This is a genomic window from Variovorax sp. 10N432 (genome assembly GCF_056394465.1).
On the sequence record NZ_JBFTHX010000009.1, the window covers coordinates 1 to 15380 of the forward strand.

Here is a 15380-nt window from a genome sequence, read left to right on the forward strand (position 1 = left end):
CATCCGCAGGACCTTGCCAATCATGGCCATGGTGATCAATCCTCATTCCCCCACCGCTTAAAAAAGCAGCAGGGTAGGCTGAACACCCGGGTCAAATTTGAACCGGCACAACCCTCACAGGTGGGTCAATTTTCGGCCGGCGCCAACACCGACGTCGGTCAAAATGCTTGAACCGATCGTCGGCTGCACAGCACACACGCGCCGACGCAGAAAAAATACAACGCCAACTTGGAGAGCCAGTGAAGATCGCCCTGTTCGTCGATTTCGACAATGTCTACTCGGGCCTGCGACGAATCAGCGCCGAAGCTGCCGAACGCTTCTCCCGCCAGCCACTGCGCTGGTTGCACTGGCTGACGCTGGGAGTCGACGGCGAGAACGTCGACGATGCCGCTCCCCGTCGCCGCCGCGTGTTGGTGCGACGCTGCTACCTCAACCCTGTCATCTACCAAAAGTACCGGCGACCGTTCCATGAAGCGGGCTTCGAAATCGTGGACTGCCCGCCCATGACGGCCACGGGCAAGACCTCGACCGACATCCACCTGGTCTTGGACACGATGGATGCCCTGGCGGATGGCACGCACTTCGACGAGTTCATCGTCTTCTCTGCCGACGCCGATTTCTCGCCGGTGTTGCGCCGGCTCCGACGGCACGACAGACGCACAGTCGTCTTTGCTGCCGGCGCCATGTCTGAGTCGTACAAGGCCTCCGCGGATCGAGTCATTGATATCCAGACTTTTCTCCGCGACGCGCTCCAACTCACCTCCCTCGAGGATGAAGAGCCGCCGATGCAAGATGAGGCTGCTGTCGATATCAACCCCATCAGTGATCTTCGCAACCGCGTCGCGAATCGAGTTCGCAGCACGGTCATGCAAGCCGAACAGCCCGTTGCACTTCCGGCCTTGGCTCAGATTCTCCATCGCGAATTCGGGGGGCTACGCGAAGGGAAATGGGATGGTGCTGGCTCCTTCGGAAGTCTCATGCGCGAATTGGACATAGCCGACATCGACTTCGATTTCCAGAACGATGTGGCCATCGATCGGCAGCGAAGGGACGGCGGGCGCGCAGCGCACACGGACGTGGCAGCGCGCCAGACACCCTCTGCACCGCCTGCAAGTTCGAACGTAGGTGCTGCGAACGGCGAATCGACGCCTGAACGGCTGTCACCGGACGCACTCAAACGGGCTGCAGAGGAGGTCGTCCGACGTGCCGTCGCTCAATCGAAGGGTCCCCTGCACCTGTCCAAGCTTGCGCAGATGTTGCGTCAGGCATTGCCGCAGCTGATAAGTGGCTGGGCCGACGCGCCTACTTTGGCGGCATTCTTGCAGCAGTTGGACATCGAACCGCTGCAACGCGCTGTCTTGGAGAACGGAACCACGATCGTCCTTTATGACCCGGCACGACACGAGGCGCCCACAGGGGTGGTCGGGGATCGTTTGGTAGTTAGCATGTTGCGTGCCGCCGAGTTGCCGGAAATGAAAGGGGCAGACCTAGTCCGCATCCTAGCAACAGCGCGACCCCATATGGGCGGCACCCTCTCGTTTGAAATCGCCGAAGTCAGCCGCACTGTTGCCACTGCGATGACGGACGGGGGACGACCCACTTCACCACGCCGCGTCGCCACCGTTTTGCAGGCAATGATCTTTGGCGGGCTTGATCCGACCAAGACGTACCCTGCGGCGCAGGATCTCGTTGCCGCTTCGATGAGCGTGATCCTATCGGCTTGGGCACGCGAAACGCAAATTACTCCCAACGATGACGCAAGGATCCGATTGGCAGAATGGCTGGGTCCAGCGACGCCGTCACCAGATCCGATTTAATGCAGGTTGCGATTGCGACCGTTCACCCGTTCACCACCAACCAAGAAGCTGGCGAGTTGCGGGGCCGTCAGGGCTGTCCCACAAATTGTTGATACAGATCACGAACTTTGGCAAGGCCCGGCGTCAGTGTCTTGCTCCCTGACAACAGGACCAAGCTCTGACGGGCGCGCGTGATCCCCACGTAAAGCCGGTTCACCTGTGACCGGCTGTCCAAATCGTAGTGATCTAAATCGGCCAAAACCACGACGTCAAATTCGAGCCCCTTGGCGTTGGCAACATTGGCAAAATGACGAATGTGTCGTCGCGCCAGATTCACCTTCTCCGACAACTCAGCGTCTATCATGCTTTCGCGTAAGCTTTGCTCAAGTCGCTTGTAGGCCTTGACGGCGGACTCAGCATCGGGAAAGAGAACAGCGACGGTCTGATGACGTTTTGCCTCTGTCAATGCTCCGACGATGCGCGCATCCATTTGGGACTCAGTTTCGCATACGGAAAACCTCGGGCGCACCAGACTCGCTCCCTGCTTGCGCGCTTTCTCGATCAGGGTCTGCGACGGCAGATCGTCCCCTTGAAGTACTGAACGAAAGCTTGAGCTGAATAGCGCCAATCCTGGCATGTCCGCTTGACGCAGATTTTCGGTCAGCCGCACATGCAGTAGTGCTTGAGAGGGAAAGCAAGCACGAAGGTCGATGCTGCTGCCGTGATGTAGCTTCTGCGCAATATCGCCGACCACGGTGATCGCACGGTACTTCGGATTGGCTTGCTCAACCATGAGGTACACCTGCTGCTCCGTGAAGTCCTGCACTTCATCAACGAACACTGCTTGATAGAAGGCCGGCTCCTGCAGTTGCCGCAGTCCGCCCTGCTTGAGGTTGCGTCCAACCAGGTGACTAAGGCACAGAAGTAGGTCGACGTCTTCCTCAGCGAGCTTGAAGGTCTCAAGCTGTCTCTTCAGGCGCGACGCAAGCTTAGGATCAGGAAATTGATCAGTCGACACCTGCAATGCGGAAAGATAGAGATCCGCCATGCTGGCCATCTGCTGCAGCATGGGTCGCCGCACCAAGCGACTGAATACGGTATCGGGTGTTGCCTTCCGCGGCTGACCCGGCACGATCTCCTCGATATTTTCCTCAGTTTCGTCTGCGACGCCATCCTCGTCTCGCTTTGTGTCTTCAACCGGGAGCAGCTGCAGCCGACGTCGGCCCAAGCCTGGCTCTCGCGGCAACCGGCGAAGCTCACCATTAACGAGGACATACAACAACTCGGTCGCCTCCGGCAAGAGACGTATGAATAGATGGTTGACGTCAGATGGAACGGCGTAGGCATTCTTGCCAGAAGGATCGCGAACAATGACCTTGTTGGCCGCCATCAACCCGCGAGTTTCATCCGACCATTCCAAACTCTCTCCGGCCGAACTAAGCAGCTCAAGGCTCGTGTCCAATGGACCGTGCTCGTCGACGAAAACAAGGCGCTGACCTGAGCGCAAATACAGCGTTGCGTTGACCCCGATCAGCGCACGAGCCAGCGCGTTCTCGTCATTTGCAAAAAGGGATCGCCCCTCGATCTTGGTCCAGATGACCTTTGGAGACATCACACGCTTGCGAACGTCCTCCAACTTGTTCAGTAGTCGAACGGCAAGGCGATCCAAGAGGAATGTGCCTTCGCTGGCCGGTTGCGTCAATTCCTTGGCAACTTCCTCTAGTTCACTCCTCAACTGCTCTAGCGCGACGTCCGCGACTCGACGAACCTTGGGTCGTTCATCGTGCTCAAACTGCTCGGCGATGTTCGCGCCCGTTGGCAGCGCGTCAACAAGACGGGACGCAATTTGACGTGCAACCGCCCGATCGGCCGCATGCAGCCACTTCATCGTCGTCGCCTCTTGCGCCTGACGCGCTTCTACCAAGCCAGACCAGCGCCTCCCAGACACGGAACTGCTGGTCGAACGACGGTGCTCACGCAATCGGGTTTGAAGTTCCTTGTACTCCTTCACTGGCAGGTCAGGAAGGTCGATCCGGCGACAGGTTTCCTGGAGGTATTGGATCAGCTCGCCAGTACGCACGAAGCCGATGGAGCCTTCTTGGGAAAACTGCCCGGCAAAGTCAGCAGACCAATAGTCTTGCTCCTCCCCCACGATCTCGCGAAAGCCCTGTTCGTCGCTCACGTTCACCGCGTTGAAGGTGGTCAGCATTTTGGTGCGGCCCAGTGCGGCCGATGTCTTTCCCGACCCAGCTATACCCTCTACAAACATCGCTCCTATTGGTGAGCGCGCGATTATCTGGTTTTGTTCTACGGTCTGGTGTGTAAAGAATCTTTCACTGAGCCCGTAATACTCCTCCGCCTTGACAGGTGGCTCATCGGCGCTCCAATCTTCAGCGGCATCGATCTCCGAATCAAGGCCCAACTCATCCGACTCATCGACAACCGTGAGCCGATCAATCTGGATCTCCGCGGGAGGCAACTCAATAGACGCTTGCGACGCAGCCTCAGTCGTCGGCTCGAGAGGTTCGACGGCCGCTACCGGCGCCGGCAACGGTAACGGGGCTCTTGGCTGACGCTTCTTGCCCAGGAAGTTCGATAGGTCTACGACGAGGCCCTGGCCGTGCTCTCCGTCAACACCCATACGCAAGAAGTTACGCACATTGGGTTCGAACTCTGGCCCCCCATAACGATCAAAAGACCGCACCTCGATGATGCGGTAGTCGCCCCAAAGTTTGCTTCGCCCCTCGTACCCTGGCTGCACAAATGCTGCGAGGCGGCCGATTGGCGAATGAGGCGTGCAATAGCCGGATGCCGTATTCGGGTAAACGGCTTCGGTTGGACTTAACCGATACTCCATCCGTCCTTTCAGCTCGGTCTCGATAACTACCGTCTTGGCATACGCATTTTTGCGAAGCAGCTTGTAAAGCGGCACCTGGGAGTGCGCAACGTAGCCGTGGGTGTCCGCGAAGCCGCCCAGTACATCAAGGTCCCTATCCGCAAAAATCATCCGTTCTGCGTAATCGATAACGCCTTTCAGTACTGAGATTTCGCCTGCGCTGTAAGCGCTCTTTTTTTCTTCGGTCAGATTCACGATTCATCTCCTCCGGTTTTGATCAAAAGGGTCAGCTTGGGCGGTTGTCGTTCTTCTTGCATCCAACTGCCATAAACGAAGTGGTCGAGCTTTGTGGTGACGGCGGTCGTGTCCCATTCCGTGGTGTAGGTCCACAGCCCGGAGAAGGCTGAGCTGCACGGTACTCAGCGTGCCACTGCGGACAGCCGAGTGGGCGCAGTATCGCTCAGGGTCTGCAAGCCCTCCAACTGCATGTAGCGTCGGTTGAGCGACCACTCGTCGTTCTGCTCCATCATCATGGCGCCGACGAGCCTCGTGATCGAGGCGTCGTTGGGGAAGATGCCGACGACGTTCGTGCGCCGCTTGATCTCGGCGTTCAGCCGCTCCAGAGGGTTCGTGCTGTAGATCTGCGTCCAGTGCGCCCGCGGGAAGGTCATGAAGGCCAGGACGTCGTTCTCCGCGTCATCCATCAGCGTGCCAAGCTTTGGGAACTTGTCGCGGAGCTGGTCGGCGACCGATCGCCATTGCGAGCGTGCCGCATCGGCCGAGTCTTGTACGAACACCGTGCCGATGGCGGCCGAGACCATGCGCCGCTGCGTCTTGCCGGCATGCGCCAGCGCATTGCGCATGAAGTGCACCCGGCAACGCTGCCAGGTGGCCTTCAGGACCTTTGCTGCCGCCGCCTTGATGCCCTCGTGGCTGTCACTGATCACGAGCTTCACGCCGCGAAGACCTCGACGGTTCAGGCTGCGCAAGAACTCAGTCCAGAAGGGCTCCGCCTCCGACGCCCCGACCTTCAAGCCCAGCACCTCGCGCTGGCCGTCGGTGTTCACGCCCACGGCCACTATCACCGCCACGCTCACGATGCGCCCGGCCTCGCGCGTCTTCACGTAGGTGGCATCGACCCAGAGGTAGGGCCAGTCGCCCTCGATCTGGCGCCCGAGGAAGGCGTTGACGCGCTCGTCGAGTTCGCCGCACAGGCGGCTGACCTGGCTCTTGGAGACGCCGCTCATGCCGAGCGATTTGACCAGGTCGTCCACCGAGCGGGTGGAGATGCCCTGAACGTAGGCTTCCTGGATGACGGCGGTGAGCGCCTTCTCTGCGGTGCGCCGAGGCTCGAGGAACTCGGGAAAGTAGCTGCCCTGGCGCAGCTTGGGGATCTTCAGCTCGACGCTGCCGGCTCGGGTGTCCCAGGTGCGCTCGCGGTAGCCGTTGCGGCTGTTGAGGCGCTCAGCGGGATTCTTCTCGTCGTAGGCGGCGCCGCAGCGGCCTTCGACATCGAGTTCCATCAGACGCTGGGCCATGAACTGCACCATTTGGCGCAGGACATCGACATCGGCTCCCTTCTCGGCGAGCTCGGCTAATGCCATAGTGGCGGTGGTCATCGTGATTTCCTTTATGGACAGGTTTGGTGGGTCGCACCTCAAACTTATCCGGATTTCACGGTGACCACCTCCCGAAGGAAGCAGTCGCTGCGCGGCAAGCCGCTTCGGGCTACGCCCTACGCGCCTTGCCGCGCAGCGAGTGAAAGAAGACTTACACCACTTCCTGGGACATCAACGTGACGGCCCACCTCTAGAGCAAACTGCGCAGGGCGACAAACTGGTGACCCAGCCCCTCTGAACGCACCTCCAGCGTCAAGCTGTTCGACACCAGGTAGCCAAGAGGCTGATCGAGTACGAACGGGTAGATGACTGCCAAGGATTGCAAGGTCGCCAGCGATATGGCCTTGCCTTGGTAGCGCAGAGCTGCCTCGACGAGCCACGCAACCATCTCCTCGTTCTTGAGACTTCTAGCTTGCAAGCGGATCAGCCGCTTGCCTTTCTCCACGCGCTGTACTGCACCCCAGTTCCCTTGCGTCTGAATAGCGGCCTGCGTGGCTCGCTTGGTTACCTCGCGATCGCCGTACACCTCGCTGATGCGGCGGTGGATTTCGGACACGGCACAATCCCCCTGAATCGACGTCAAGCGCCCGATGAACTCGGCGACCTTCCCAAAATACGGATAAGTGGCGATCGTCGCACCCCAAGCGAAAGCGGCCAGCTCGCTGACATTGTCATTGGCTTTAAAGATGGCGATGCCACGGTCGACGAAGCCAGCCAGCTCGGCTCTCGGCTCAAGCGCTAACGCATTCAACTTTGTTTTAGTTTTCGCTTTTGCCTCTTTCCCAAGACCGACGACATCCAGCAGCTCATTCAGCTCATCGAGACTGGCCGATCCTGCACGCACTTTCAGCGCAGTAGCCACCCAGTCCAGCTGGATGAACCGATCGAAGCCAATTTGAGGGGCTGTCGAAATCATTCAGTTCAACTCACATAGCTAATCTTGACGAAAGGCACGAACAGCTCTTCGACCGAAATGCCGCCGTGGACGACAACGGGCTCTCCGTGTTGCATGAAGGCAGTACGTCCGCCGGCGAATAAGGGCATGAAGTTCGCCGGGAGTCCACCGACATCAATGCGGTAGGTGTTCGGATTTGCAGCAGCTGACTCGATCACGAGGGTCTCGCTGCGGTAAGTCCGAACGCGCTCCCCACGGAGCTCGGGCACAACTCCTTGGTTGGGCCGTCCCTGACCAACCGCTTCCACATTTCCATGGTCCGCAGTCAGGTAGACGTGGAAATTCTTGTCGAGGAGCAGCGACAACAGTTGATCGACGAAGCCGCCCTCACACCAGCTCTCAAGCTGGGTAGCGATGCCTCGCTTGCCCAACACGGCGCCGTGCACGATCTCATCGACCGTGTCCACCACAATGCCAGCGGCCTTGATCGATGGTGCTGAAATGGCCACGTCCAACTCCGCCAACTGATTCGTTCGCTTGATGCCCTTGCGATACGTGACCTCGTTGGCTCGCAGCCCATGGTCTTGCCAAAATCGTGACCACTGCATCGGCTCCGGCGACGTGGACTCAATCGTGTCGGCAAACTCTCTTGGCTTGAGTCCGGAGAACAGCGCCTGCCGGGATACCGACGTCAGCGTAGGGAGCCAAGCAAAGCATGCACTTTCCTCGAACCCGAGCTTGGGGGCTCGTTTGGCTAGGGCCTCGCGGATCTGAACCCACTGGTCAACGGCAAGACCATCGAACACCAGCAAAGCAATCTTGACCTCGCCAGCACCACGCCGCATCGAAAGAAAGCGTGGCACATGGTGCACCATGACCGGACCCTTGGCGACTGGCAACGAAGGGAGGTCGGCGTAGTGCTTGGTCACCCATTCCCGCAGACGTTCGTCGGTGGTGGCTTGCAGCTCTGCGATTGCGGCTTTCAACCCTTCGGCGCGAACCGTGTCCAAGGCATGAAACCGGGCAAGCACCTCGCCGAACCGGCGGGACACGTTGGCCCAGTCGCGGTAAGACGATTCCAGCGTTGGCAGCGACTGAAGAATGCCCTTGATGCCCTCGGCCACAAGGTTCCTCAGTGCGAGCGGATCTTGGACGATGCCCACCTTCGCCCACTCAGGGACGCTGAAAGAAGCCCCCCGAACCGCAAGCGGGTGAAGCAGGCCGTCCAGGAACATGGAGTCGACAATCACCCGCACGTCGGGGTGCTCAAACGGCACATCGGCCAAGGCAATGTAGTCTGCTGGCGGGAGCTCACCGGTGCGCACCCCCGTCAGTCCAAGTCGCGACAGGTAGCGATACCAAGCGTCCTGCACGACCCGTAGCAATGTGCTTTTCGAGGCAAACAGATCGCCGATCGGCAGATCCTTGAACGCCGCCTGATCGCCAAGCACGTGCGCAACGTGGTCTGCCAGAACCAGCGGCAGACCGGAATCGCGATAGTGCAACCGCAGCAACTCTCGCCACAGGTCCTCGGGGCGCGAAATCAGGTGCGGACTAATCTTGAAGATGTGGGTCAGAACGAACTCTTTGGTCGCGGACTCGCCCAGGGCCTGCGATGCATGCTTTGCCTGCGCCGTGAACAGCGCCTCATGGTGTTCAGCACCTATCTGTCGAACGACGGGATAGCTGAGCTTCGGGAACAGGTTGGCAAGGCTCAGGCTCACGGGGCGCGCCTGCCTCAGATAGTCCCATGGCAGATCACTGATGTTGGTGCCGCGCAGATGCAGCACCAGGGCCCTGGCTGGCGCTGCTTCGCCACGATCCCAAGCGCTGCGGTATCGATCCTCATACTCGGCGCGAAATGCCACCGAGTCCTCAAACGGCATCAGTTCGAACCCAAGTTCTCGCAGACCCGACAGCACCTGCTCATCCAACAGCACATCGTCAGGGTCTGCTGCAATCCACAGACGGGCCAGGTCTGCTGGAAACTCGTTGAGGATGCGGTCAATCCACGGACTCATACGGTCCCCACCCGAAGCATCAGCACCGCGTTGAGATCCGGCACGCTGGCCTCTGCGTCATCCAACGAGGCCATCCGCACCTGGTGTTCCGCCTCTAGCCGCTTGCGGCGATGCTCGCGAACGGCAGGCAAGCCAATTCGACCAATGGCCTGATAGCGTGCGTCGTAGGCGTACTCGGCGCGCTCCCGCTCTTCCTTCAGCCGTGAACGGTGCTCCTCGAGCAATTCTGAGAACAGGCGTTCGCCTTGAGTCTTGGCAGCCGTCACGGAGGCCTCGAACCACTGCACCGCCTGCTCGGTGGAAGAGGCACCCGAGATCTCGACGGACTCAGTCAACAGCAGGTCCCAGATACGCTTCGCCGTGGGCACAAAAGTCCGTCCATCGTCCGTTGCGAAGACCGGCAGGAAGCGCTTTCTGCTGAGACCTTCAGCGGAAAGGCTGATCTCCCAAAGCGACCAGACACCCTGCACAGCCTCGGGCAGGCCGGCGATTTTGACCACCGGAACTGGCTGCCCTGCGACGCAACGTGACAGCTCACTGATTGCCGCTCTGGCGCGAGGGTCCTCCAAGGTGACCCATTCCAGGTCGGGGTTCTGCTCTGCCGTCCTGGCGTCAAAGCAAACCTTCGCCGACTCGCTGCTGTCCACCCATTTCACGCGCCAAGCGTCACCCGTCTTCAGGGCGCTGCCGCCACGTGCCGGCAAGCCGGAGGTGATGGCGCGCTCCAGCCAAAACTGCGCCGGGTGGTCGCGCCATTTGCGGGCATCGTCGGCATCCAGCGCATGGGCATCCGCCAACAGTTCGCTGTTCTTGCGTTCGTCGGCGACCTTGCCGCGGACTTGATCGATCACAGCGTCGCACGCCTTGTCGATCGAACCGGGATCTTGCAGGCCCTGCACGAACACCTCGTCGAACATCGCCTCTGCCTCGACCGAGTCCATCACGTCGGAGGCCTTGTCCACGCCGAATTCCTGGGCAATGACTTCGAGCTTGGTCTCCAGCACCTGGCGGACGCGGTGCTCCACCGTGTCTTCGAGAACGAAGTTGATGGCCCGCACCACATGGCGCTGGCCGATACGGTCCACGCGGCCAATGCGCTGCTCGATGCGCATCGGGTTCCACGGCATGTCGAAGTTGACGATGACGTGGCAGAACTGCAGGTTCAGACCTTCGCCGCCAGCGTCGGTGGAGACCAGAACCCGAACCTCCCGCGAGAAGGCCTGCTGCGCCTTGGTGCGCGTATCCAGGTCCATGCTTCCGTTGAGCAGGGCCACAGAGAAGCCACGGCTTTCCAAAAAGCCCGCCAGCATGGCCTGTGTTGGCACGAACTCCGTGAAGATCAAGACCTTCATGGTCGGGTCGTTCTCTTCCTGCTGCAGCTTGTAGATCAGCTCCAACAGGGCTTCTGCCTTCGCGTCGGTTCCTTGGGCCTCAGTTTCTCGGGCCAGGTTCAGGAGGAGGTCAACCTCCGCCTTCTCCTGCACCCAGCCCGAGGCCTGCACCGCGATGTCCACTTGGCTCTGGCCGTCAAGCTCAGCCCACTCGTCCATCTCGGTCGAATCAAACAGCGATGCTTGCGGCTGGGGCTCGTTGAGCAACGCCTGCCGCTTCTCCAGCGTGGTTCGAATGGCCGCTGTGCTGGACGTCACCAGCCGCTGCATCAGGATCATCAAGAACCCGATGTGGCGCTGCTTGGCCGCCAATGCCTGGTTGTAGCCATGGCGCACGTAGTCGGTGACCGCCTCGTACAGCCGCTGCTGCGCGCCGTGCCGGGTTTGCCACGCCACGGCCTGGAGCCGGGTGACACGAGGCTTGAACAGCGGCTGACCCTCCGCATCGATCGCATTGCGCTTTTCGGTACGGATGACGAACGGCCGCACGCGATCTCGGCTGACGCTAGCCTCATCCGGGAACGACTCCCGGTCAATCAACTGCATCAAGCGCAGGAACTGGTCGGTCTTTCCCTGATGCGGCGTGGCCGACAGCAGCAGCAGGTAGGGTGCCGCTTCGGCCAAAGCGGCCCCCAGCTTGTAGCGTGCCACCTGGTCGGTGCTGCCACCCATGCGGTGCGACTCGTCGATGATCACCAGATCCCACGACGCCGAAATCAGGTCCTCAAAGCGCTCGCGGTTGTAATTGTTCAGCTGCTCCAGGCTCCAGCCCTTTCGGCCTTCGATCGGCTTGACCGAGTCCAGTGAGCAAATCACCTGGTCGTGGAGCCGCCAGAGGTTTTCTTCATCGTTGCGCCACTGCCGGAACGCAACTAGTTCGGCCGGGTCGACGAACTGCAGTTTCTCCCCAAAGTGCAGGCGCATCTCGGCCTGCCACTGGCGCACCAGCCCCTTGGGTGCCACCACCAGCACGCGCTTTGCCATGCCACGCAATTTCAGCTCGCGCAGGATCAACCCGGCTTCGATGGTCTTGCCCAGGCCCACCTCGTCCGCAAGAAGGTAGCGAATACGGTGTTGGCTCATCGCGCGGTTGAGCGCATAGAGCTGATGCGGCAACGGGACCACGCTGGACTGGATCGGTGCCAGCAACAGGTTGTCCTCCAGGGCATCCAGCAGCTTGGCCGCTGCTGCGGTGTGGAGGATGCGCTCGACTGTGGGTTGAATGCTGTCGAGCTGGGCCAGGTCCTGCGAGCGCGCACGCACCACCGCGTCTTTGGTTGGCAGCCACACGCGGTAGGCGGTTTCGCCCCACACGTCCTGCCTCTCCACGACGCGGCAAGGCGCCGCGTGGCGCGCGTGCCAGCACCACGCGCCGACCTCGTGCCCAACTGAGGATTGGCCGCTCTCCGCCATCAGGCCCCGGCCCCCGTACGCGTGAGCGCCTGGTCATACCAGAGCAACAGCTTCTCGTCCTCCTGCAATGCCTCCTCCGGTACTTTCTGCGCGACAGCGATGATCGTCGCATAGTCCCGGTTTCCCCACGCATGCTTGAAGCCTGTGCGCATCGCTTCCAGCCGGAAGGTTTTCAGGCGACGGCCTGTAAAAGAACGGTAAGCATCGAACTCCTTGAGCAGTGCCTTGTCCCGGACCATTTCCAGATCGCGCGCTTTGCTCGGGTCGGGCACAAACCAGCGGTCCGTCGCCTTTGCCTTTAGCCGTGGGTCTGACTTTTCCAAATTGCGAAATTCCTGCCAATTTGTCGAAAGGTAGCCGTGAATCTGCGATGGAACCTCAATGCCATCCTTATTTTTAGGGTCGTAGCACAGGAAATTGCTTTCCAGCAAATACGAGAGTTCTGGCTTGGCCTCGTGCTTCTTCCAGCCAGCCCCCAGTTGCTTAATGAACTCAGGATGGATTTCCTGATAGGTCGAAGGCTTCTTCTTCAGAAAATCGGACAACCAGTCGATAGCGGATCGCTCGTCGGCGATGAACATTTCCATCTGCGGTGATTTAGCGACATGCATTCGTCTTTTGTCATATTCGCTTGCCTGCTCCGACAGGAAGACCATGCCATCGCGTTCAGCAAAGCGCTGTGAAAGTCCTGTCTGAAATTCTTGACTGGAGAGGGGAACCGGAAAACTATGACGAACGAACCAGGCCACCAAGCGGTCAAAAATGATCCGAGGATCGCGTTCAGCGACAAATTCTAACTGGCCATCTTTGACCTTTACCGTAGGTAGGTATTTCAGGTGGGTACGCACGAAATCCCACGCTGAATCCTCGTTTCCACCAGCCTTGGCGAAACGCTCTTCCAGCCCGCTGTTGGGTTTGTAGGCGGAAATAACCAGATCTTGCTTAACCGCAGTCGTCGTCGTAATYGCTTTGAAGCTTCCTTTCTGCTTGTCTAATGCGGCGACATTTGCCACTACGAAACCCGCCTCTTGCAACGATGTCTGAATTGCATTCCACACGCTAGCTTGAGTATTCGAAAATTCAATAGTAATCCACCGTCCCGGCTTAAGTGCCTCAAAGACTTTGTGAAGTCCGTCGGTCATGAGTCTTCTGTAGTCATTCAACGACTTTGCTTGAGCCTTGCTTTCAATAGCCTCTAATTTATTATCGGTCAGAGCACCAATCCACCCTTCCCAAAGGAAATTCAGTTCCGAGTACATAATGTTCGAACCGAATGGCGGATCAATAAATGCATAGTCAATCGAGTTTGCGGGAATCTTCATTCCCTGAGTTGACTGAGTGGATATGATGCTCTCATTTTCCGTTATCTCACCTTTTGATTCACATTTTGAGATTGCGTTGTCAAGCATCTCAAACATATTAAGCTCTTTGACTAACGACGGAATATATAGGGTACCGTTCGTCGGGCCGCCACCTGCTCCCCAGATGCCAGCCTGATAGGTAAGCCCGTACCTCTTCGTTATTCGAAAGGCAACCGTCGTTACTAATGACTTAAGCAGCGGATGCTTACAGCGCGCATTAAATGCCGCAAGCGCAATCCTATTTCGGCCTGTGTAAAACTGGTGAATGTGAGTCAAACCGTGCGATTCAATTGGCTGCCGGGTATTAAATCCGACAGGGAGTTGAAACGTTGGACACCAATCACTCGTTCGAATTGACTCTGTCTTTTTGATCAGCGCCATATCTGCCGCATCGGGCATCTTCTCAAACCGCTTTTTCCCAACCTTATAGTTGATCATGACTGGAACTTGAACGGCTTGCTCAACTATTTCGCCCAAATAGGGATCTAAAAATCTATAACGCTTCCTCTCCATTGACCGCTTAGTGAGTTTTGCCCCACAGGATGGGCACGGAAATTGATCGTTTACCTTCCCTCCCTCTTTGTCGACCGCAGCGTTCCAAAACACAACGTCACCGGCGCATTCCGGACATGAAAAGACATCAGACCAAACGGTGTAATTCACTCTGCCGACCACGCAGACTTTATGCCAATCGGGGCGTTCTTCCGATTCAATCTTGGTTATTGCACTGTGAATTTGATCGTTGGTAGGGTTGTGCAAAGTCTGAAACATCCAGCCGGTCGCATCTTCCGCTTCCTTCAATATTTGTCGGGCGGCACGTTGAAACTGATGTATGTCCGCAGGCGTGTTATATGTGTAAGCAATGAAACAGGCTATTGGAGACAAGTCACTAAGGATGGATTTGCGAGCACCCAACATAGAGAACGGCATCCATTTTGATTTGCCGTCGTTTGACTCCTCTCTATATATTATTCCTTCCGAATCAACCTTGTAGCCAAGCGATTGCACCACTTCGCGATTTCCGCAAAGTTGAGCTGCTATTCCAGTTGCGCCACTTCCGGCAAAGGCATCCTGTATCAGGTCGCCAGGCGATGTGTACTGGAGAATGTAACGAATTATTGCCCTATGGGGAACCTTGGTATGATAAGGATGAAATTTGTACAGGGGATCGTATTTTCCCTCGCTAACGTCAGCGAAAAATGGCTCTTTATTGTAAGGCGCAGATGAATCATATTTCTTTCCATGATGCCGGATGAAATCATCAACAAAGGGATTCGGGCAGGCGGTGAAATAGGGCGGATCGGACAGCGCTAGAATGTCTTCATCCGTGCCGATGGGAAATCCCTCGATCTTCCGAAATTCAGGATCCTTGAGCTTCTCCGTTAGCAATTGGATGTAGTGCTCCCGTCTGGCCCGGTCGGTTGGGAACAGCTTGCCTAGACATTCGACCGGTCCTGATGCCTGTTGTTCATTTGAAAATAGATCAGCCATAGTTTGTTCCTGTGATTAGAGATTCGGGCGCACTTGGCGCACGTAGATGGCTTTGTCGATGCCACATGGTGCAGGAACGTCTTAAAGACGCCCGTGCTCACCGGGTCCCGCATTGGAAGCATGAATGCACGTTGGTCTGGGCCAGTCCACTTTTGGTGGCCACCTTTGAAGCCCGATGCGTCCAAGGTGTGACGGAAGTGTTTAAGCGCCCGTTCAAACGCGAGACGGGGCGGCACGTCGAACGTGGCCGGGTGGCTTTGAGGACGAGCGGCGATAACGCCGACGCCGAAAGAACACAGCGGGATATCGGCGCCCGAAAGACACACGGCAAAGGCCCGGTGATCCCGCGTTCAACAACTGGGAGACCGAGGCCAGCGGTGGTGATCCAGGGGTTAACGGTGCTGGACGGGTTGGCGAAGGTGCGCCACGTGCCGGGCTCATGGTCCAGCCGCCATTCCTGATCCTCGGTGGGGCCAGCTCCAATGACGCTTCCTGACGCGGTCCCAGCCATCAGCGTTCGACGCCGTGCGAGCGACCAGTTACTGGATTGGCGCACT

Annotated in this window: 7 protein-coding genes; 1 reads left to right on the forward strand and 6 read right to left on the reverse strand. The window is 58.4% G+C overall.

Going from position 1 to position 15380, the window contains the following annotated elements; translation table 11 throughout:
• The first annotated feature begins 239 nt into the window (after nucleotides 1-239).
• Complete coding sequence (locus AC1DF3_RS12700) at nucleotides 240-1817, forward strand: NYN domain-containing protein (protein ID WP_478139808.1); 1578 nt, start codon at nucleotides 240-242, stop codon at nucleotides 1815-1817.
• A gap of 67 nt (nucleotides 1818-1884) precedes the next feature.
• Here the strand turns inward: AC1DF3_RS12700 and AC1DF3_RS12705 are convergent, their stop codons facing one another.
• From AC1DF3_RS12705 to AC1DF3_RS12730, 6 genes are all read right to left on the reverse strand, one after another.
• On the reverse strand, nucleotides 1885-4887 hold the full coding sequence (locus AC1DF3_RS12705; RefSeq protein ID WP_478139809.1) for an ATP-binding domain-containing protein: 3003 nt from the start codon (nucleotides 4885-4887) through the stop codon (nucleotides 1885-1887).
• Between the two features lie 164 nt (nucleotides 4888-5051).
• Nucleotides 5052-6251 carry an IS256 family transposase gene (locus AC1DF3_RS12710; protein WP_478139810.1) on the reverse strand — a complete coding sequence of 400 codons (1200 nt, stop codon included), beginning with the start codon at nucleotides 6249-6251 and terminating at the stop codon, nucleotides 5052-5054.
• A 190-nt stretch (nucleotides 6252-6441) separates the two neighbouring features.
• Nucleotides 6442-7167, reverse strand: a complete 726-nt coding sequence (locus AC1DF3_RS12715; protein ID WP_478139811.1) for a hypothetical protein — start codon at nucleotides 7165-7167, stop codon at nucleotides 6442-6444.
• A 5-nt stretch (nucleotides 7168-7172) separates the two neighbouring features.
• Nucleotides 7173-9167 carry a BREX-3 system phosphatase PglZ gene (gene pglZ, locus AC1DF3_RS12720; RefSeq protein ID WP_478139812.1) on the reverse strand — a complete coding sequence of 665 codons (1995 nt, stop codon included), beginning with the start codon at nucleotides 9165-9167 and terminating at the stop codon, nucleotides 7173-7175.
• Nucleotides 9164-11872 carry a DEAD/DEAH box helicase gene (locus AC1DF3_RS12725; RefSeq protein WP_478139813.1) on the reverse strand — a complete coding sequence of 903 codons (2709 nt, stop codon included), beginning with the start codon at nucleotides 11870-11872 and terminating at the stop codon, nucleotides 9164-9166. Before AC1DF3_RS12725 ends, pglZ begins: the two co-directional genes overlap by 4 nt.
• Nucleotides 11873-11970: 98 nt before the next feature.
• Nucleotides 11971-14823, reverse strand: a complete 2853-nt coding sequence (locus AC1DF3_RS12730; RefSeq protein ID WP_478139814.1) for a DNA methyltransferase — start codon at nucleotides 14821-14823, stop codon at nucleotides 11971-11973.
• Nucleotides 14824-15380 lie beyond the last annotated feature (557 nt).